General features: G+C 40.8%; 8 protein-coding genes. All 8 read left to right on the top strand.

Annotation, left to right across the window (positions count from 1 at the left end; genetic code table 11):
- Positions 1 to 64 precede the first annotated feature (64 nt).
- The 8 genes from fabG to GOP56_RS05755 all read left to right on the top strand — a co-directional run bounded on the left by fabG (position 65) and on the right by GOP56_RS05755 (position 23,670).
- Positions 65 to 826, top strand: a complete 762-nt coding sequence (gene fabG / locus GOP56_RS05790) for a 3-oxoacyl-ACP reductase FabG (RefSeq protein ID WP_163244922.1) — start codon at positions 65 to 67, stop codon at positions 824 to 826.
- Between the two features lie 544 nt (positions 827 to 1,370).
- A complete protein-coding gene (gene sbnA, locus GOP56_RS05785) occupies positions 1,371 to 2,324 on the top strand; it encodes a 2,3-diaminopropionate biosynthesis protein SbnA (protein ID WP_163244919.1) in 954 nt (317 codons plus the stop codon).
- 104 nt (positions 2,325 to 2,428) lie between these two features.
- Positions 2,429 to 3,685, top strand: a complete 1,257-nt coding sequence (gene fabD, locus GOP56_RS05780; RefSeq protein ID WP_163244916.1) for an ACP S-malonyltransferase — start codon at positions 2,429 to 2,431, stop codon at positions 3,683 to 3,685.
- A 56-nt stretch (positions 3,686 to 3,741) separates the two neighbouring features.
- Positions 3,742 to 7,479: a non-ribosomal peptide synthetase gene (locus GOP56_RS05775; protein WP_163244914.1), complete on the top strand. Its 3,738-nt coding sequence runs from the start codon at positions 3,742 to 3,744 to the stop codon at positions 7,477 to 7,479.
- A gap of 25 nt (positions 7,480 to 7,504) precedes the next feature.
- On the top strand, positions 7,505 to 13,570 hold the full coding sequence (locus tag GOP56_RS05770; protein ID WP_163244912.1) for a type I polyketide synthase: 6,066 nt from the start codon (positions 7,505 to 7,507) through the stop codon (positions 13,568 to 13,570).
- 29 nt (positions 13,571 to 13,599) lie between these two features.
- Entirely contained in the window at positions 13,600 to 14,889 is a 1,290-nt protein-coding gene (ectB, locus tag GOP56_RS05765) for a diaminobutyrate--2-oxoglutarate transaminase (protein ID WP_163244910.1), read from the top strand.
- Positions 14,890 to 14,910: 21 nt separating this feature from the next.
- Positions 14,911 to 15,879, top strand: a complete 969-nt coding sequence (locus GOP56_RS05760) for a 2,3-diaminopropionate biosynthesis protein SbnB (RefSeq protein WP_163244908.1) — start codon at positions 14,911 to 14,913, stop codon at positions 15,877 to 15,879.
- A gap of 27 nt (positions 15,880 to 15,906) precedes the next feature.
- On the top strand, positions 15,907 to 23,670 hold the full coding sequence (locus tag GOP56_RS05755; RefSeq protein ID WP_163244906.1) for a non-ribosomal peptide synthetase: 7,764 nt from the start codon (positions 15,907 to 15,909) through the stop codon (positions 23,668 to 23,670).
- The last annotated feature ends 133 nt before the right edge of the window (positions 23,671 to 23,803 follow it).

Here is a 23,803-nt window from a genome sequence, read left to right as displayed (position 1 = left end):
GGTGCATGTTGGTTTTTCGAGTGAATATACTCCAAATAGCTGATAGAGAGGAGAAATAGTTGCTATGAGTCAGATTAATACGCAGAAGCTACAAGGAAAAGTAGTGATCGTAACAGGAGGAGCCAATGGTATAGGCAAAGAGACCGTGAAGCTGTTTTTAGCGGAAGGCGCAAAGGTGGTCATCGCTGATTATAATCAAAGCGCGGGAATCACCCTATTGGAGGAGTGCCAGCAGGCTGGTTTTGAGCATGTTAGGTATGTACAGGTAGATGTCTCCAACATGGAGAGTGTCGAGAAGCTGGTCCAAAGCGTAATCGAAGCATTTTCTACAGTGGATATTCTAATTAACAATGCGGGGATTACGCAGGATGCTATGGTAGCAAAAATGACGGTAGAGCAATGGCAACGGGTTATTGATGTTAACCTGAATGGGGGTTTCTACTGCACAAAAGCAGTTATTCCGCATCTGATTGAAAAAGGCTCGGGTAAAATTATTAATACATCATCTATTGTCGGCTGTACTGGTAATATTGGCCAAACCAACTATGCTGCATCTAAAGCAGGAGTAATTGGGATGACAAAAACTTGGGCCAAGGAGCTAGGTAGAAAGGGAATAACGGTCAATGCGGTTGCTCCGGGCTTTATTGAAACTTCAATGGCTCTAAAGGTACCTGAGAAGGTACTGTCAAATTTGGTTGCCCAAATCCCTCTTCATCGTCTAGGGAAGCCATCTGATATTGCAAAAGCATACCTATTCTTAGCCTCAGAGGATGCAGATTATGTAAACGGTACGGTCTTAGAGGTGAATGGCGGACTGTCTATTTAAACAAGTAACGATAAAGCGCGCTGATCTCATGAAGAGATGGTGCGCTTTATTAACAAAAATTAATAATTTCTTTATTAGATAAAAAAACGCTGGAGGAAAAATTTTATTTATAAAATATAAGGAAGCATTTATTTATAATATATTCTTATAATTCACTAATGGCCTATTTTTCCATAATAATAAAAGAATTACCTTTTTGAAAAAAAGTGAATATAGTAAATTTTAGCTTTTCGTCATATAGACATCGCTGGAAAGTTTAGGTATATTAAAAATATGGAAAAAATTTTTCAATAATATGCTTTTATAGTAAAGATTATCTTAAAAAGTCATTTTATTTCATAGCAGGAATGTGAATACTATTTGCTGTTTGTTTTGAATTTACTCACAATTCGCTTTTTAATTATTCGCTTCTAACAGAAAGTAGCTAGAGCGCTTTATTTTGTTTGATTGAAGGTGATAGCTTAATCAGCATGCACTTTTATGAAAAGGATGCAAGCGAAGTGTTGCATTGAGGCAATACGAATACCAAAGGGAGAGGTAATTTATGCTATCAAAACTAGACGAGCTACAGTCATTTATTGGTGATACACCTCTTTTACATTTGAAAAACGATACGATGAACCTTTATACCAAGCTGGAATTTCAGAATTATAGTGGAAGCGTGAAAGTTCGGCCGGCTTATTACATATTAAAATCTGCAATTGAGAGAGGCGAAATAACCTCTACTACTACTGTAATTGAATCTACTTCCGGAAATTTTGGCATCGCATTAGCCTATTTATGTAAAAAGCTAGAAATTCCCTTTATACCTATTGTTGATAATAATATTAATGAGATATATGAAAAAATTTTACGTGTCACCGCTACCAAGGTGATAAAAGTAACCGAGCGAGACGAGACTGGTGGTTATTTATTAAATCGAATAAGAAAAGTAAATGAACTTCTACGTACAATCAAAGATTCATTTTGGACAAATCAGTATGCAAACCGGGATAGCTTCCTGGCTCATTATCATGGATTAGGCAGAGAAATTGCCGACTCCTTTGAACATCTGGATTATGTGTTTATCGGTGTTAGCTCGTGTGGAACCATTGCTGGTGTGTCCCGCAGATTAAAGGAAAAGTTTCCATCCGTTAAGGTTATTGCAGTAGATACAGAGGGTTCGGTGATATTTGGAAATAGTCCGAAAAAACGCTTTATTCCAGGGATTGGATCTAGCATGGTCCCAGAAATACTGAAGGAGGCTATGATCGACGAGGTGATTCATGTACCTGAGTATCGAACAATCCAAGGGTGTCACGAACTGCTAGAAAAGCACGCTTTATTTGTAGGTGGCTCATCGGGCAGCTCCTATTATGCTATCAAGCATTATTTTGCAGATAAGACATTTCAAACACCGCCGAATGTAGTCTTTATTTGTCCTGATAACGGTTTATCTTATGTGGATACGATTTATAACAAAGAGTGGGTAGAAAAATTCTGCCTACACCAATCATAACGATATAAAACGTCCTATCACGATTATCTATCATCAAGCATCTATTTTGGGGGCGTTATGTATGACTAGTAAACCAAAATACGTAATGGGGGAGTGATGAATACATGAGAGATTTAGCATTTGTGTTTTCTGGACAAGGCTCACAATATGTCAATATGGGAAAAGAATTATGCGATCATTACGCCATTGCTAGAAGGACCTTTGAAGAGGCCGAGCAGATCGTAGGATTTGATTTACGTAAACTATGCATCGAAGGCGATCTTGAGGAGCTGACCAAAACGGCTAATGCTCAACCAGCTATTTTAGCTACAAGTATTGCTCTTTGGCGTGTTTATATGCAGGAGATAGGTGTCAAGCCTCATTTTGTCGCTGGACATAGCTTAGGTGAATATTCCGCACTTGTTTGCGCTGGAGCAATGAATTTTTCACAGGCAGTTCGTTTCGTTCACAAGCGCGGTCTACTTATGCAGGAAATAACGGCTCAAGGAACTGGAGCGATGGCATCTGTTTCGGGAATAGACAAGGCTGACATTGAAAAGGTTTGTTTTGAATATTCAGATGAGGAGAACTTTGCGCATCTTTCTAACATTAATTCCTCACGTCAAGTAGTTATTTCCGGTCATCGCCAAGCGATTGAACAGGCAGCAAAAAAACTGGAACAGATGGGGGCTACAGTCATATTCTTGCGTGTTAGCGCCCCGTTTCATAGTCCACTAATGCAATCAGTTGCTTCCTCTTTACAGACGGAGCTTCAACAAAATAGCTATCAGCCTATGCGTTATTCTGTCATTGCGAATGTCGATGGACAGCCATACACAAGCAGTGATCAAATTGTAGAAAATTTGACTACACAAGTGACGGCACCGGTTCAATGGCTTGCCACTATGCAGTTTTTATACCAAAAGGGCATTCGGAAAGTAATCGAGTTTGGACCGAATAAGGTCTTGCGCAATTTAATGAAAAAGGAATATCCTGATGTACTTGCCTATTCATATGATGTCGCACAGGATGTTGTTGGCGTGAAAGAAATGATGGGATTCCCGACGGATTATCAAGCCTTTATTCCTAGTGTAATTACAAAATGCTTAGCTGTTGCTGTTGCAACACCAAATCGAAATATGGATGCTGAAGCGTATCAACAAGGTGTGATTGAGCCATATCGACGGATTCAAAAGCTACAAAATGAGCTGGAAGAGACAGGCGTAGAACCGACCGTAAAACAAATGCGTGAAGCCCTTGATATGCTGACATCGGTATTTGTAACCAAAAAAACTCCAACTGAAGAACAGAAAAAACGCTTTGATGAAATTCTAGACGAAACAGGAACGGGCTATTTGCTTCCTGAGTTTCAGAATTATTGATTTGAAAATTGATTGAACGGTCACCTTTACTATGGGAAGAAAAAGGAGCTTTTCACTTGGAAAAAAAACCAGAAGTAACCAAAATTTATCCACTGACTCCCTTACAAGAAGGCATTTTATTTCACTCCATTGTACATAAAGATTCTGGTGCCTACTTTCAGAGCTTGACTTTTTCGATTGAAGGTCATGTAGAAATTGATCTGTTTTTAAAAAGCGTCAATGTATTAATTGAACGACATGATATTTTACGAACAGCCTTTGTATATGAAAAAGTAAAAAAGCCAATGCAACTGGTGCTTAAAAAACGGGAATTGACGTGCATTCATTTTGAGGATATTTCCAGAGTGCGTGATCAGGAGGAATATGTACAAGATTATTTGAAGAAAGACAAAACAAAGGGATTTCATTTATCTAAAGAAGTCCTTATTCGTATTGCTATATTCCAGACATCAAAAGAGTGCTTTAAAGTGGTTTGGAGCTACCATCATTTAATTATGGATGGCTGGTCACTTGGTATTATGTTCCATGAATTTCTACAAATTTACGATTCTTTTGCGTTCCATAAAACGCTAAAGCTGGAACCGGTCCATTCCTATCAGCAATTTATTCAATGGTTAGAAAAGCAGGATAATGAGCAGGCCAAGGAATACTGGGGAGGTTATCTGGAAGGCTATGATCAGTTGGTCGTAATGCCAAGTTTAATCAATAAAACGAATGCTACTGGATATGAGGCAAAAGAAGCGGAATTTGAGATCGATATTAAAAAAACACAACAGCTTACTAAGCTTGCACGGCAAAATAATGCTACATTAAGCACGGTATGGGAAGCAATATGGGGACTGGTGCTCCAACGATATAACAATGTAGACGATGTAGTGTTTGGATCTGTTGTGTCTGGCCGAAATGCCGAAGTAGCAGGCATTAACCAGATGATCGGGTTATTTATTAATACAGTTCCTGTGCGTATTCGGACAGACCGGGTAGAAACGTTTGGACAGCTTGTACAAATGGCTCAGGAAAGCTCAACTAGAGCAAAGATGTATGATTTTTTCCCGCTTTATGAGATGCCAGTAGGCACAAAGATGAGTCAAGGCATCATTGACCATGTTTCTATTTTTCAAAAATCACCAATTGATATGAGTGAATCAAGCATTGAGTCAGGTACGAGGGGGCTTGCTCAAGCAATCACTCATCTTGAGTTATTGGAACAAACCAATTATGACTTTAGCATAATGGTCATCACGGGAGAGTCCTTGATCATTCGGATGGGCTACAACGCGAATGTACATAGCTACGACTTTATCAAAAGAATCTTTGGTCATATCGAGGAATTGATAGAACAAGTCATAGCGAATCCAGAAATCGAGCTTAGCCAGCTCAAGATTACGACTCTAGCAGAAGAGAATGAGCTGCTTGAGCGATTCAATGACACCATGCTTTCATATGATCGTAGTAAGACTATTCATGAATTAATTGCGCTACAAGCCAAAAAAACACCGGATCAGATAGCGGTCGTATGTGAAGGAGCTCAGCTAACATATCGTGAATTGGATGAACAAGCCAAGAGAGTCGCTTGCAGTTTGATTGATAAAGGAGTAGGCCCCAATACGATTGTTGGGTTAATGACCGAACGTTCATTGGATATGATGATCGGCTTACTTGCGATTCTTAAAGCCGGAGGAGCATATTTACCAATTGATCCGACCTATCCTGAGGAGCGTGTGAAATACATGCTTACAGATAGTGGCGCTACATTGATTCTTACCCAACGGCATTTAGTCTCAGATAACCAAATGGGGCAGGAATACATTTATCTTGACGAGACGGTAGCGTATGAAGAAGAGTCCTTGTGGAAAGCGGATACTGCTGGGTCAGAGGATTTAGCGTATGTGATTTACACTTCTGGATCAACTGGGCAGCCAAAAGGAGTCATGATTCCTCATAGAGCGGTTCATAATTTTATCCAAGGAATCACTGAGAAACTTGCTTTTACTGAAGGAAAATCAATCCTAGCTCTTACTACCATTTCCTTTGATATTTTTGTATTAGAGACGTTAGTGCCACTCACTCAAGGAATGCGTGTAGTTGTTGCAACAGAAGCACAGCAGCGTGATCCAAAATTATTAAATGAGCTGATCAAGGTCCAAAATATCAATTCCTTGCAACTCACACCTTCTCGACTGCAATTGCTTTTATACAGTGAGGCAGATTGCTTTAGCCAATTAGAACAAATCCTGATAGGAGGAGAAGCTCTTCTCCCTTCCCTATTAGCTCAACTGAAAGAACGTACACAAGCCAAGATATTTAATATGTACGGTCCTACAGAAACAACGATCTGGTCGTTAATACAGGATGTGACAAATACAACTACTATTACAATCGGAAAACCAATAGCGAATACACAAGCCTACATTCTCAATCAGCACAATAGCTTACAGCCAATCGGTATGACAGGCGAATTGTGTTTAGCAGGTGACGGCTTATCAAAAGGTTATCTGAATCGAGAGGAACAGACTTCCGAAAAGTTTGTGATAAATCCATTTCAAACAGATCGAATGATGTATCGCACTGGTGATTTAGCAAGATGGCTTCCAGACGGAACAATTGAGTTTAAAGGGAGGATCGACCATCAAATCAAGATTAGGGGCTTCCGCGTTGAGCTTGGCGAGATTGAGAATTGCTTAGTAAAACACCCAGCGGTTCACGAAGCAGTGGTGGTCGTGGAGGAGGTTGGCGCTTCGCAGAATCTAACCGCTTATTACGTAGGGCAGCATGATGTAAATCCGCATGAACTTCGTCAGGTACTTCGTCAGGAATTACCAGAATATATGGTTCCAGCACACTTTGTTTTTCTAAAGGAGCTTCCGCTTACAGCTAACGGAAAGATCGATCGAAAGCAATTACCTAAACTGAGCGAAGGTGTACGATCAAGTGAAGTGCTTGTTCAGTCTCCGCATACAGAGGTTGAGCGGGAGTTAGTGGAGATCTGGAAAAATGTATTGAAACGGGATGTCATTGGTTTACATGAAAGCTTTTTCGATTTAGGCGGAAATTCCATTCTGCTAGTTCAGATGCATGCCCAAGTAGATAAAAAATATGCGGGGAAAATAGATATTGGAGATGTTTTTTCCTACTCTACAATTGCGAAGTTAGCCAGCTATATTGAATCTAGGACAGTAGAGAATCTACCATTGATTCAAATTCCGGCCATCCAGCTCCCTTCGGAATATTTTAATGTAACTGAAGGTCATAACAGTACGCTATTCACGTTTGCTTTTCAGGAAGAAATGGTTGCCGGCCTACATATGGTAGCAGATCGGTACAGTGTCGAGATAGCTGATATTTTACTTGCAATGAATCTGTATTTGTATGCTGAAGTCGGCGAACTGACTGATGTCACCCTTCAGTTGCAGACAATGGATCATAGAACCATAGCTATTCACGTAAATATGAACAGCATTGAAGATTTTGGCGACTTATTTAGACATGTAAGAGAAGCGCGAATACAGCCAAATCCCCTTTCTCTATATTCTATACAGTCATTAGAAAAGAGCTATACAAGTAAAAAAAATGAACAAATATGGCCGTTATTTACCGAATATTCTTCTCAGTCAAACGAATTTAATCGCTTGTTTGATCTCATATTTAAATTGCAAATCGAGCCAAAAATGATTGCTTTTGAATGTCGATATGATCAAAACAAATTAAACCATGGAAAAGTCGAAGAACTCATTTATGGGTATCTCAAGCTACTTTCTCTCATGCTAGAAAATGAGCATCAAGCAACTATCTAATTGAGCTGGAAAAGAGGGGAGATAAGTGAAGAAAAAATTACTGGATTTAACCGGGGTGAATTTAACCCAAAAAGACGAGCGCACGGTTGTTCAAATGAAAAGTGTGAAAAAAAATGACATTGCGATCATCGGAATCTCTGGACGCTTCGGTGAAACGCAAAATTTGGAGGAGTTTTGGGAGACATTACGTAATGGAAACGATTGTATTCGTACGATCCCAGAGTCACGACAAAAGGATATTGATCGATTTATTAACCATGTTCAGCCGCATATCCAAAAGCGGTATTTACATGCTGCCTATTTAGAAGAAATTGATCAGTTCGATTACCAGTTATTCTCGATTTCACCTAAAGAAGCTAGTTTAATGGACCCTAATCAACGTCTATTTTTAGAAGAAGCATTCTCAGCAATTGAAGATGCTGGTTATGGCGGTCAAAAAATTACGGGAACCAGAACGGGTGTTTTTGTTGGATATAGTGCAGATGCAGACTCAGGGGAGGACTATAAGCAATATATTAAAAATGTTGCTCCATCTCTGTCTGGGGCAGCCATTCCCGGTAACATAAAGTCTATCATTGCGAGCAGAATTGCCTACACGCTCGATTTGCACGGGCCAAGCATGGTAGTGGATACAGCTTGTTCTTCTTCTTTGGTTGCTGTTCATTTGGCGTGTCAGGCGATCATTAATGGTGAATGTGATATGGCTCTTGCAGGGGGAGTCAAAATTATCATGCTTCCCTTAGACGGAGACTTTAATTCAGGGATCGGCATTTCTTCACAAAATGGACGGGCGAAAACCTTTGATAATCGATCAGATGGAACTGGCTTTGGGGAGGGTGTTGGCGTTGTAATGCTAAAAGCCCTTGATCAGGCTATACAAGATAAAGACCATATTTATGCCGTAGTCAAAGGCAGTGCTTTCAACCAGGATGGTCATTCAATTGGAATAACGGCGCCTAATTCACTAGCACAGGAAGACGTGATTGTCAGGGCTTGGAAAAATGCAGATATAGAACCGGCGACTATTCAATATATTGAGGCACATGGGACCGGAACCTCACTAGGAGACCCTATTGAAATTAAGGGGATTCAGCGAGCTTTTGCAAAGTATACAAATCAGCAGCAATTTTGCGGTATCGGTTCGATAAAAACGAACTTTGGGCATCTCGACCATGCAGCAGGAATTGCTGGTTTAATCAAAAGTATTTTATCGCTAACACATAAGGAACTTCCTCCTACAGTTAATTTCCAATATCCCAATCAAAAAATCCCGTTCGACAGTTCACCGGTCTATGTTAACGACTGTTTAAGGGAATGGGAATCGAATGGGCATCCGCGTCGTTGTGGAATCAGTTCATTTGGCTTGAGTGGTACCAACTGCCATATCGTCTTGGAGGAAGCGCCTGCTCCTAAGCTGCGTCCTCCATTATCAGATCAAGCATCTAAGCCACACATTTTGTCCCTCTCCGCAAAAACTGAGGATGGACTGTGTCAGCTAGTGGATGCTTACATTCAGTATATTGAGAAAAATGAAAAGGTAAGTATAACTGATCTTGCCTATACGTCTAATACAGGCAGAGGACATTATGAATCACGATTGGCGCTGGTAGTGCGTGATCGTACTGATTTAAAAGAAAAGCTTTCCTTATGTAAAACGGAATTATTTGCTACGGAAGAGCGGATCGGCTGCTATTCAAATTCATTTAAGATCATACATGATCAGAAACCCAATCGAAGTGAAAAAGAGATTACGGAAGCAGATATCAGACAATTGAGCGAACAGGCAAATGCTTTAATTAGTCAGCTTGTTATGGCAGAGTCTTCCGAAGTGCTTCTTCATCAGTTGAGCCAATTATACGTCCGTGGAGCAGAGGTGGATTGGGAAAGACTGGTGCAGAAGGAACATGCTCATAAGATAAGTCTTCCCGTATATCCATTTAATCGTAAGCGGTGCTGGGTGGAGCCAGAAGCCGTAAATTCTTACCCGCTTATGAAAAGAGCAGAAAAAGAGCTTGATTTGCCTCTACTAGATCGATTAGAAGCTGAATCGATTGATACTATTATTTATGCAACTGATTTTCATGTAGATAAACACTGGGTGCTACATGAACATATCGTCAATGATAAATTTGTTGTGCCGGGAACTACGTATCTTGAAATGCTACTTGAAGCCTGCTATCAACAAATACCAACTAGACAAGTGAAAGTAGAAGATATTGTGTTCCTTGCGCCATTCATTTGCGAAAAAGGAGAGTCTCATAAGGTCCAAACCATTTTAAAAGAAAATGGACGAGCTTATGACTTTATCATTGCCAGTCGTTACAACGGAGAGTGGGTGCGACACGCTCAAGGGAAAGTAATAGTTGGCTTAGATGATCATGCTCCGCTGTTACAACTTGAAGAAATAAAAAACAGATGCAGCATCGAGCGCAAAGAATTTATTCAATACGAAGAGGATTTCTCTGGTTCAGGGGCTATCATTACAGGACCTCGCTGGAATAATGTGCAGCAGGTATATGTTGGTGATGGTGAAGTGCTCGCACACTTTAGTCTGCCAGAACGCTTTGCAGCAGATAAAGATTTGTATCATTTCCATCCTTCTCTGATGGATAATGCTGTTAACTTAGCGATTAACACAGTTAGTCAGGATTTTTATCTGCCGTTTACCTACCGTATTTGTAAAGTGTACAACACAATGCCCAGCAGATTTTACAGTCATCTCAGACTAAAGCCTGATCAGTCTGAAAGTAAGGAAATTATTAATTTTGATGTGACATTAGTAAATGAAGAGGGCGTCGTATTTGCAGAAATTGAAGATTATGCGATAAAACGTGTACACCAAATGGATTTGGGAGTAAACAAAGCAAAAAATGCTAGCTTTTATTATGGCCTGAATTGGATTGAGAAGGAAATAAATCTTACAGATGAGAGCTCCAAAAATATGGGGACTGTACTTATCTTTAAAGATGAGACAAGCATTGGTGATCAAATGATACAAGCATTTGATTCCATGGACAGGCCGTGGATTCAGGTTGAATGGGGAGCCGAGTTTGAAGAGCTTGACCAGCGCAGTTATAAAATAAACGGCCTTCAATCCGACTATATGACTTTAATCGGATTACTAAAAGAAAGAGGCATTACTCAAATCGTGCACTTGCTATCTGTTGTGGAAAAGCAGGATGTCAACGATCTTGTGGACTTGGAAGAAACGCAGAAAAGAGGCTATGAGAGTCTCGTTCGCCTGACGAAAGCTCTTTTAGAGCATAACATTCATGACGAGATAGAGATTTTGCTCGTGGCTCCATATGTATACGAGTTGAATGAACAGCAGGAATACATTCAGCCACATCACGCTACCTTATTCGGATTGGGAAAAGTGGTAACGCAGGAGTACCCGCATCTATTGTGTAGAGCAATCGATATTGACAAATGGACTACTGCTGAAACCATCCTTGCTGAACTAGGGAGTAAAGACAAGGATTATCTTGTGATGCACCGTAAGGATCAACGATTTGTGGAGGAATTCTGCGAGTGGAATTTAGATGATATTGCAGACGATTCTATTGAAATTCGCGAAAATGGAGTTTATTTACTTACAGGTGGTCTTGGTGCAATTGGGCTCGAAATGGCTCATTATCTTGCTTCGCAGGCTTCTGTCAATCTTGTATTAATTAATCGTTCTTCGTTGCCAAGTAGAGAGCTTTGGGACCAAGTAGAAGTACAGTCCCAGCCAAAATTATATCGACAAATCAAAGCTATCCGCCAGATTGAAGCGTTGGGAAGTCATGTCACGGTACTAAGCGCCGATATCAGTGATCAGGATGAATTACAAGCTGTACTTGCTCAAGTTCGGTCACAATTCACGACGATCAATGGCATTATCCATAGTGCGGGTGTAGCTGGCGAGGGATTTATCCTGCGTAAAGAGGAAGCTAGCAGCCAACCGGTGTTATCGCCAAAAGTAAAGGGTACCTGGTTATTAGACCATCTGACGAAAGGTGATCAGCTTGATTTTATGGTACTGTTTTCCTCAATTAACTCACTGTACGGTGGAGTTGGACAAGGGGACTATGCGGCTGCCAATGCTTACCTAGATGCATTTACGTCCTATCGTAATCGCCATACTGGGAAGACATTGACTATCAATTGGGCGGCATGGAAAGAAGTAGGGATGGCTGTAGAATACGGAGCTAATCATGATGTAGGATTCTTTAAGTCCTTGTCAACTCATCATGCCATCCAAGCATTTCAGCAGGTTTTGCATAAGCAGTTGAAAAGAGTAACCATAGCAGAAATCAATTATGATAACACTCCTGAACATTTGGATGCTCTATCATTTCATCTCGCAAACCCAATTAAAACCAAGTTGGAAAAAATGGAGAGATTAAAAGTTAGAAGACAAGGAGCAGTAGCATCTCAAGGCTTACCAGACATTACGTTGCTAGGGCGTAATGCTAGTGAGAGCTATTCTACCAATGAGCGATTAGTAGCGCAGGTCTTTTGCTTGGAATTAGGACTCGACGAAATAAATATCTACGATGACTTCTTTAGTCTCGGTGGAGATTCTATTATTGCCGTCAAGATCGTCAATTCGGTTCAAAAGCATCTGAATAAGAATATTGGGATAAGTGAAATATTCCAAAACGTAACGATTTTTTCACTTGCGTCACATCTTTCTTCTCAAGAAGAGGGTACGAAAGAAAGCACCAGCTCTGAGCAAGCTACAGAAGCATCGAATTTGGTGCCGGAGTCAGAGGAAGGAATGGAGCTGACGGGTATGCAACGTCATATCTACTTCCTTCAATCCTACAATCCTTTAATGACTGAACTTACCCTATTGATTGAACAAGAGCTTTCTGCATCTGTTGACATTGAGTTGTTGCAAAAGGCGATTGATGTAGTTACCCAACAGCATGAGGCTCTGCGGACAATTTTCCGTGAAGAGAATGGACTACCCAAACAAGTTATTTTGCCAGCTTTGCGTGTAGAGCCAGAATATGAGGACCTCTCCTATGAGGCAGATGCACATCAATTAGCTAGAAGAAAGCTGAAAGACGCTAGAATTCGAGCTTGCGAGCTTTCAAAGTCAACATGGCGTCCGATTTTATATCGTTTACCGGAAAAGAAAACGCTCTTTGCTCTGATTATCCATTCACTGATTGCAGATCAATCGAGTTCTGAGTATATTGCGAGTGAGATTCTTCAGGTCTATCACGATCTAAAAGAAAAGAAGCAAATCGTGCCTTCACCAGAGGGTAGCTATATCTCCTGGATACGCGATCAGCTTAGCTGGGAAAAGAGTGAAGGGTTTCAACTAGACCAGGCATACTGGCAACAGGAATTACGGAATCCACTTCCTCAATTAAACCTAGCAACAGATTTTCAACGTCCTAAGACTCCAAGCTATCAAGGAAGCTTTTTTCCTTTTCAGGTAACGGATAAAAAGATCTACACATCCATTCAAGAAGCAATCAAACGATTAGATATTCCAATGGAAACCTATCTATTGTCAGCCTATTATCTTCTGCTACACAAGCTTACTCTTGATACAGATATCATCATAGGGATGACGGCTCGTCACCAAGGTCATTTAGATAGCAATGAAATAGTGGGAGCACTAACGAATATCTTCTGTATGCGTGTGAAGATAGAAGAAACAGATACAATCGAAGCATTATTTGCCAAGGTAGAAAAAACGAGAATGGCCGCCACTACACACAGTCGTTACCCATTTGATGCTATTGTCGCCCAGGTTAATGCCAAGCGTAGTCAACGAAATCCGATCTTTTCTACGATGTTTAAATGGCATGAATCAATGCCTGCTAACAACGATGGCGTTAGTTTGTATGATGTAAGCTTGGTAGGCGGAGCTGACACAGAACAACTGGATTTTAGATTCGAGTTCAATACGAATCTGTTCAAAATAGAAACGATAAGTAAGCTAGCTGACTATTATTTGAATATCTTGTATGAAATCAGCAAGAGTGGTTTACGCATTCCTGACGTACAGCTTTTGTCCCAAATTCAGCTGCAGGAATGGAAAGAAGCACAGGTATCAAGCATCATGGGAGATTTTGATTTTAATTTCTAACTTATAAAACAAACTAGAGGAGAATCTCTATGCTTACGCAATCAACTTTCATATTCGAACAACTAGAGTCTAATGTCCGTTCTTATTGCAGATCCTTTCCAGATGTATTTATAAAAGGAAAAAACGCAACGATGTATACCAGATCAGGAGCAAAGTTTATTGATTTCTTTGCAGGAGCTGGGGCTCTCAACTACGGGCATAATAATGATTTTATTAAAAAAAAGCTCATTGATTATTTAGAAGCGGATGGGCTTGCTCATGGTCTAGATATGCATACCTCTGCCAAGGAAAGTTTTTTGCAGACCTTTAATGAGTTGATTCTTCGTCCCAGAAACTTGGAGTATAAAGTCATGTTTTGTGGTCCTACGGGAGCAAATGCGGTAGAAGCGGGACTAAAGATTGCCCGCAAGACAAAGCAACGCGCAGGTATTTTTGCTTTTACAGGTGGCTTTCATGGTATGTCTTTAGGTGCTTTGTCTGTTACCGCCAATAGCTACAATCGGCAGGCGGCAGGTGTTGATTTGCCTCAAGTCACATTTATGCCGTACCCTACTGATTTTTCGTTCGATACGATTGAGTATATGGACAAAATGCTTAGCGATAGCCATTCGGGCATTGCGAAACCAGCGGCAATCATTTGCGAGACGATTCAGGCAGAAGGGGGGATTAACGTCGCCCCTATCCAGTGGCTCCAAAGATTACGCCAATTGTGTGACAAGCATGATGTGCTGTTGATTTGCGACGAGGTTCAGATTGGATGCGGTCGAGCAGGCTCCTTCTTCTCATTTGAAAGAGCGGCCATTGTTCCGGATATTGTCGTACTTTCCAAATCTATCAGCGGTTATGGTCTACCAATGTCTCTTTTGTTGTTTAAACCAGAATTAGATATCTGGCAACCAGCAGAACATAATGGAACATTCCGCGGTAATCAACTAGCCTTTGTTGCTGCCGAGGCCGCCTTGCATTACAGAGAGCAAGAACAATTAGAAGCAGAGGTTCTACGTAAAGAAGGGTATGTAAAGCAATTCTTACATGAACAGATTGCTAGCCTGCACGACCAGATTGAAGTTCGTGGAATGGGATTAATTTGGGGTGTGGATGTGGCTAAAGCTAGTGGTTCAGATGTAAACACTGCGAAAAAGATAGCAAAACGCTGCTACGAGCGCGGTTTAATCATCGAGTGTGTAGGTCGCAATGATACCGTGGTTAAGCTTCTGCCTCCATTAACCATTGAATGGGATGAATTACAAAAAGGCTGCGCGATCTTGCAAGAATCAACGAGGGAGATCTTGAGCGGTTTCGAAACAAGCAAGATGTAAAAAGGGAGAGGAGATTACCGAATGAGATATCTACATGAAAAGGACTTGCTGAGCATCGGAATTAACTGGGATGAAACGACTTCTGTTATTGAAGAGGCAGTGAAATGCTTACAGCAAGATGACTTTTCCCAACCAATAAAACCTTATTTACGCTATGGACAAGAGCAAAATCGAATTATTGCTATGCCGGCTTTTGTAGGAGGTACGATTAATCAAGCGGGGATTAAATGGATTGCTAGCTTTCCAAATAATATTCATCAAGGTATTCCACGAGCGCACAGTGTCACTATTCTAAATAACGCAACGAATGGGGTTCCAGAAGCCATTGTTAACACAGCATTGCTTAGCGTAATTCGTACTGCTTCTGTCAGTGGAATGATCTTGAAACATTATGATGATGTTCGCAAGCAAAAAGATATCACGGTTGGCATTATCGGCTGGGGTCCGATCGGTCAATATCACTTTAAGATGGTCACTTCATTACTGGGAGATCGAATAAAAAATATTTACTTATATGACCTCAATCCAATTGACATCACGTCGATTGATCCATCTGTGAAAGAGAAGGTTATCATCGCTAAGGACTGGAAAGAAGCCTATCAACAATCGGATATCTTCATGACATGCACAGTCTCTAAAGCACCATACATTGATGCAGCACCAAAAGCAGGCTCACTTCTACTCAATGTTTCGTTACGAGACTTTACTACAGAGATTTTCCCGCATGTAAAAGGCTCAATTATTGTAGACAACTGGGAAGAGGTATGTCGGGAAAAAACGGATATAGAGTCTATGCATTTGCAATGTGGTTTGCAAAAAGAAGACACAAGATCGATTATTGATGTGGTTTGTCATAATGCCATGTCTAGTTATCGTGAAGATCAGGCTATTATGTTTAATCCTATGGGGATGGCTGTTTTTGATATTTCGATGGGGCATTATTTTGTGAAAAAAGCAGAGGATTTAAAGGTAGGACAACTATTGGAATAAACATAGCATGTAGAAAGGGGGATTCCAATGAGCACCAATTTTTTGCATAACATTTTACTTGCAAGCGGACAATTTGAGCAAGAACGCTCCTACTGGCTTCAGAACTTGGAGGGTGTCGCTGATTTTAGTGGTTTCCCCGTTGAAACACGCCCTCTTGCCAATAAAGTAGAGGATATGAATTCCGTCAGCTATCCAATTCCACCTGCGATAGTGGAAAGCATTATGCGCATGAGTAACAACTCAGACTACGGCATATACATGTTTTTGCTTGCGGGAATAAAGTATCTTTTGTCTACATACCAACAGCGTTCCGATATTATTGTCGGAATGCCTGTTTTTCAACAAAAAGAGGGTGGTCAGCAGGCTATTTCCAATGTCTTGCCGATTCGCAGTTCCTTAGATCGTTCCCTAACCTGGAAACAGGTGCTTCCTACCTTAAAAGCTACGATAGCCAATGCAGTGAAACATCAAAGTCTGCCGCATCATGTAATTGCTAGCTTATTGGGGATGTCAAATGAGGAAAAAAGCAGACCGATCTTTGGAACCATCGTTCTGCTAGATAGCATACATGATCAAGCAAGTGTAGAGTCTATTCCTGCTGATATGGTGTTTCATTTTAAAAAACAAGATAAGGGTCTGATTCTCCAATTAGATTATCACCCAGCTCTCTACAGTGATGAGGGTGTTGGACAGCTAGTGAATCGTTTGTTTGTTGTTTTACACTTGATTACCAGTAAAACGGGGGATTCACTGCAAGCAATGGATCAACTTCTCACGCATTGGAATGGGTTACTGACGGGTGTTCCTACCTTACAGCTACCATTGGAGCATTCTCTTTTACATCATGCCCCAAACAAATGGGGAAATATTGAATTTACTCTCTCAAATGAGGAAAGCAAACAACTTACAAAACTAGCAGAAACAGCTGGTAGCTCTCTTTTTGTTACGCTATTAAGTGTCTGGCAATTGCTTCTTCACCGTTATACAGGTGAGAACGGCATTGTAAGCGGATGGATCAGACAGGATGATCCTAGCAAAGATTCTCCGCTCTCTATATACAGTGACTTTTCTGGAAATCCAAGCTTCAATGAATTGCTTCAGCGTGTCCAACGTACAGTAGAAGCTAGCGCTTTTGAGCAGGAATTTTCGGTCTATCGACAGTCTGCATTTCAGATCTTATTTGTAACGGGTGAGATAGATGATCCATTCTGGAGTAATGATACAGAGCTTGCTCTTGCTATTTCCCAACGCGAAGTAGGTTTAGTAGGGACCATCATTTTTGATGCGGAACGCTTTGAAGAGGAAACGATCAAACGCTTTACAGGGCATCTAACTACATTGCTAAGAGATATCATGGTTCATCCGGAAACTTCGATCGGGCAGGTTTCTCTCCTAGGTGATTCCGAACGTAACCTACTTCTTACGACTTGGAATGAGACGAATATTCCATTTCCTAGTCAAACGCTTGTTCAAGAGTTATTTGAAGAGCAGGTTAGACGATCTCCAGACCAAATCGCAATTATTGACGGAAAAAGTCAGCTTACCTATCGAGAATTACATGAGAAATCCAATCAGATGGCTCATCGACTTCAACGATTAGGTGTGCAGCCAGACACGCTTGTGGGCATCAGTATGGAACGATCGCCAGAGATGATCATAGGCATCCTAGCAATACTGAAAGCGGGAGCAGCGTATCTACCGATTGATCTTACCTATCCTGAGGAGAGAATTTCCTTTATTATCAAGGACTCTCAATTATCTGTGCTGATTACCAAACAGTCTCATTATCAACAGTTTTCAAACGATGATCTGACACTAGTACTACTAGATAGCGACGCTCAGGACCTTGATCAGGAAAGCTTATCAACACCTAATAGTAACGCTACTGCTATGAATATGGCTTATGTTATCTATACCTCCGGATCAACAGGTATCCCAAAAGGGACAAGGGTTACACATCAGGGGATTGTTCGTCTCGTAAAAAATCATTCCTATATAGAATGGGAGCCTAGCGATCGTTTAGCGCAGATTAATAACACATCCTTTGATGCATTTACCTTTGAGCTATGGGGGACGCTACTGCATGGTGCGACGCTTGTGCTTATTGCGCCGGACGTTGTTCTATCTCCGTATGCTTTCCAGAAAGAGATTCAACGTTATGGGATAACCGTGATGCTATGCACGACTGCCCTGTTCAACCAATATGCAGGGGAAAGTCCTGACATGTTTACAAATATTACGGTTTTATTCGGAGGAGAAGCGGCTGATGCGAAATGGGTAAGAGTAGCCTTAGAAAAAGGTAAGCCGAAGAAGCTGATTAATGTTTATGGTCCAGCAGAATGTACAACGTTTACTACGACCCATCATGTTGCGCAAGTTCCTGCTGATGCTTTATCAATTCCAATCGGGAAGCCTATTGCTAATACTCAGGTCTATGTTCTCGATCAATATTTACAAATCGTCCCTATCGGAGTTCCAGGTGAGCTGTATGTGGGAGGGCCTGGTCTTGCTCTAGGATATTTACATCGACCAGAGATCACAAATGAACGCTTCATAAAGAATATATTTTCGCCAAACGCAACGGATCGTTTATATAAGACCGGGGATATTGTTCGGTACTTGCCAGATGGGACTTTAAGCTACATCGGACGCAAGGATGATCAGGTGAAAATCCGCGGATTTCGAATTGAATTAGGTGAAATTGAAGCTGTTTTGGGTCAGCATCCAGAAATTCGAGATGCAGTAGTAATCATGAGAGAAGATCAAAATAGCAACAAGCAACTGATTGCTTATTTTACTACCTACAATCAAGAGATACTTTCCGCTAGTGAGCTTCGCAGCTATGCAGAGAAGAAATTGCCAGTGCATATGATCCCTGCTGCGTTTATTTATTTGGATCATGTGCCGGTTACTCCAAATGGGAAAGTAGATCGAAAAGCATTGCCGGCTCCTTTGATAGAACGAGAGGAAAGCAATACACCGCTTATTGAACCTATTACAGAAACAGAGCTCATTTTAGCTGGATTTTGGAAAGAAATAGTAGGAATTGATCGCATTAGTATCATTGATGATTTCTTTAATAGTGGTGGCCATTCTCTACTAGCTACTCAGTTGTTATCGAGGATATACCATACGTTTCATATCGAAATATCCTTGCGAACGTTCTTTGAAAATCCAACGATCCAAGCAATGGGAAAACAAATTGACGAAATCATAGCTTCCGGAGAGCAATCTGTATCAGTTCCATTAGTTCCTGTTTCACGCGATAGTGATCTTGTCCTTTCGTATACACAGCAGGGAGTTTGGTTTGTTGAGCAGCTTGAGCCTGGAAGTGCAACCTATAATGTCCCAGTGGCAAATACACTCAAAGGGAATTTGAACATTGATGCTCTGGAGCGTGCAGTCAATGAGATTATTCGTCGACACGAAATTCTGCGCACCAGCTTTATCTCAAAAGACGGAAAACCTTATCAGGTCAGTTATCCATTCCAACCCATTCGCATTCCGGTGATTGATATGGGTGACGTTGTGGCTTCAGAACGCCATCAGCGTATCATTGATATGGCCAATGAGGATGCTAATCGACCGTTTGATTTAACGAAATGTCCATTGGTGCGGTTCATATTATTCAAAAAAGATGATGAGAATTATGTCTTTTATTACACCATGCATCACCTTATTATGGATGGTTGGTCCTTACAGATATTTACACATGAGTTATCTGTTTTATATGAAGCATTTAGCCAAGGAAAACCGTCACTTTTACCAGAAATGCAGCTACAATATGCCGATTTTGCCGCATGGCAGCGTAAATGGCTCGATGGTAAAGTGATGAATCAGCAGCTAGCCTATTGGAAAAAGCAGTTGGCTGGGGATTTGCCTGTTTTGCAATTACCAATAGACCGGACTCGTCCGAGTGTAGCCAGTGGTGCAGGTCAGCGGGACACGTTAGTTATGCCGAAAGAGCTTGTTACGAAATTACATGTTCTTTGCAAGCGTCAAGGTGTGACTCTTTATATGGCTTTGCTGTCAGCGTTTAACGTATTGCTTAGTCGATATTCGGGCGAAACAGATATCCTAGTTGGTTCTCCAATTGCTAATCGGACACGCTTGGAGACTGAGGGGATGATTGGATTCTTTGCTAATACAATTGTATTACGCTCTCAATTGGCGGATAATCCAACATTTACTCAACTCTTAAAGCAAGTGCGAGAGGTTACGCTTGAAGCCTTTTCCAATCAGGATGTTCCATTTGAAAAATTAGTGGAGGTTTTACAACCTGAACGTACCAAAAACATCACGCCCATTTTTCAGGTGATGTTCACATTGCAAAATACTGGTCGCACAGATTTTAAACTCTCTGATGAGACGCTGATTCATCCGGAAATTGATAGAGGCACGTCTATGTTTGACCTTTTGTTTGATATCGCAGAGCATCCAGACGGCCTGCTGTTGGTAGCGGAATATAACATGGATATCTTTTTTTCTACCACCATTAGCCGGATGATGGAACATTATCGAGAGCTGCTTGAATCCATTGTGGAGAATCCAGAACAACCTATTTCTGATCTTACGATGTTGACAAAACAGGAAAAGAAACAAATTCTCGATGATTTTAATAACACTAGATGTGATTTTCCAATGGACAAAACGGTGCATGAATTATTCGAAGAGCAGGTGGAATGTCGACCTACTGACATTGCTGCGATACATCGGGATCAACAAATCACGTATGAAGAGTTAAATGCTCGGGCAAATCAAATGGCGCGGTTTATCCAAAGAACCGGTTTGCAAAAGGAAGAGATCGTTGCTGTTTTCTTAGAACGCTCCATTCCAATGATGGAAAGTATTCTAGGGATTTGGAAAGCAGGTGGGGCTTATATCCCTATTGATACGGCCTATCCTATACAGCGAATTATGGGTATTCTCGAAGATTCAGGAGCGACGGTACTGATAACTATATCTGCATTTGTAACGCCTGAGATTAAACAAAACTACAAGGGCACCATTCTTTGCCTCGATGCCCAAATGGATGCCATCAATCAGGAAATGAAAGATAACCTCAGAGTGAAGGTTGGGCCTAATCAACTTGCTTATATCATTTATACATCAGGATCAACGGGCAAGCCAAAAGGGTCGATGGTAGAGCATATCGGACTTACTAATCATCTATACATGATGAAACAGCGGCTTAATTTGGGTGAAGATTGTCGAATCGCTCAAACAGCTTCTCACTGCTTTGATATTTCAGTGTGGCAATTTTTTACATCTATTATCTTAGGTGGAACGACCATTATTTATGATAATCAGATGACAATGGAGCCTAACTCTTGCATTGAACAAATTATTCAAGATCAAATAAATATCTTTCAAGTTGTTCCATCCGTTTTGTCTGTGATGCTAGATCATGTGGAAGAAAACAACTTGTCGTTAGATTGTTTTCGATATGTAAGTGTCACAGGAGAAGCAATTAAACGTAGCCTGGTAGCGAGATGGTTTAAGCTCTTCCCGCATATTCCGCTAGCGAATGCTTATGGGCCTAGTGAGGCGTCAGACGATGTTACGATTCATATCATAGATCAATTGCCTCAGAGCGAAATTGTTCCGATTGGTAAACCTCTGCACAATTTTAAGGTGTACATCGTGGATGAAAAAATGAATCTTTGCCCGGTTGGAATTAAAGGAGAAATTTGTGTGTCTGGCATAGGGGTTGGACGAGGTTATTTACATGATCCAGAAAGAACCGCCAAAGTATTTATGGACGATCCATTTGCTGATCATAAAGGGGTACGACTCTATAAAACAGGAGACATGGGACGATGGCTCTCTGATGGAACACTTGAGTTTTTTGGGCGTAAAGATTATCAGGTTAAAATTCGGGGATTCCGTATTGAATTGGAGGAAATTGAGAATCAGATCAACAATCATCCCAATATTTTAGAAACAGTAGTAATGGATATTGAGGATGCAAGAGGTCAGAAGAGCTTATGTGCATATGTGGTGCTAAAACAAGATGTGCCAATTAATCAGTTGAAAAGTCATTTAGCAAATACATTGCCAGACTATATGATTCCAGCCTTCTTCGTAAAAATGGAGAAACTCCCCTTGACTGCAAATGGCAAGGTAGATCGCAAGGCGTTGCCAAAACCTGATCGAAATGTACTAGAAAGCAAATACGTAGCACCGCGTAACAAGATTGAAGAAAAAATAATTGCGATCTGGGAAAGCGTGCTTGATACGGCTGGGATAGGTATTGAAGATCATTTTTTTGAAAACGGTGGTCATTCACTCAAGGCAACGACCGTCATCTCACGTATCAATAAGGAGCTCCAGGTAGATATCTCATTACGGGACTTTTTTGACAGACCTATCATCAAAGACTTAGCACAGCTAGTAGAGAGCAGTGGAAAAAAAGCTTATCCGATGATCCAACCTGTCAAAAAACAAGAAGCCTACCAGCTTTCTTCTGCACAAAAACGGATGTTTCTTGTAAATCTACGTGATTCAGAGAGTATCGCCTATAATATTCCGAATATGTTTATTATTGAGGGGAAATTGGACAAACAGCGTCTACATCAAGCCTTTCAAAAACTGGTGGAGCGTCATGAGATTCTTCGTACTTCTTTCGGGTGGGAAAGAGGAGAGCCTGTTCAATATGTTCAGGAGAAGCTGGAGCTAGACATAAAAGAAGTGACATCAACACACAAACAGCTCTACTCCGTTGTGCAGTCGCTTGTGGCTCCTTTTGACTTGAGCAAGGCACCACTGCTACGTGTTTTCGTGGTCACAGTAGAAGATGAATACCATGTACTTGTTCTGGATATGCATCATATCATCATGGATGGGTCATCCATAGCTATTTTGTTAGATGAACTGGTGCAATTCTATCAGGAAAAGCAACTTCCAGAACCAAGAATTCAATACAAGGATATTTCAGCTTGGCAAAACAAGCTACGGGCGTCTGAGGTCATGCAAGGTCAAGAGAAATACTGGTTAGAGCAATTTAGCGGTCAATTACCTGTGCTTGGGTTGCCAACAGATTATCCGCGTCCGTCTGTGAAAAGCTTTGAGGGTAGTTTTGTTGAGTTCTTTGCAGATAAAGAATTGACGTTAGGATTGCGTAATCTAGCTAGCTCTACAGGTACAACACTTTACATGGTGTTACTTGCTGCCTATCACGTGCTGCTATCCAAATACGCTCATCAGCAGGATATCATTATCGGAACACCGATTGCTGGCAGACATCATGCAGATTTGGAAAAGGTAATCGGTATGTTTGTCAATACATTGGCCATCCGTTTACAATCTGATACGCAGCAGACATTTACCGAGTTCCTGCTTATGGTTAAGGAGCATGTGTTACAAGCCTTTGATCATCAGGATTATCAATTTGACATGCTCGTAGAAAAGCTGGATGCAGCAAAGGATGAGTCCAGAAATCCTCTGTTTGACACCATGTTTATCCTGCAAAATATTGAGGAGCCTTACATCACAGAAGGTAATGATGCTACTGATAAGCTATCCATATCTCGCTTTGATTATAAATATCGTATGTCTAAATTTGATGTAAGCGTCATTACGATCGAAGCTGATGAGGAGTTAGTATTTCAATTTGAGTATGCCAATACATTATTTACAGAGAGTACGATCAACATTCTCGGAGAATCCTTTCTTAAGCTGCTAACGATCATTGTTAATGAAGCGGGTACAAAATTAAGTGATATAGAGATTGCTGAATCCTATGACTTAATCGAAATGGATATTTCTGATCAATTGGATTTTCAGTTTTAAATAAAATGGATTGGAAGTAAGACCTTGGGATAAAAACCACGGTCTTACCTTTTTTCCTTATTTTATTATAGTATTAGTGAAAATTTTTTAATTGTATGATATTGTTAAGTCATGGAATTTTCTGGCGTATGTA

The organism is Brevibacillus sp. 7WMA2 (assembly GCF_010748895.1).
GTDB classification, from domain to species: domain Bacteria; phylum Bacillota; class Bacilli; order Brevibacillales; family Brevibacillaceae; genus Brevibacillus_B; species Brevibacillus_B halotolerans.
The sequence above is the reverse complement of the archived record's forward strand: the minus strand, read 5'-3'. Positions and strand labels throughout refer to the sequence as shown.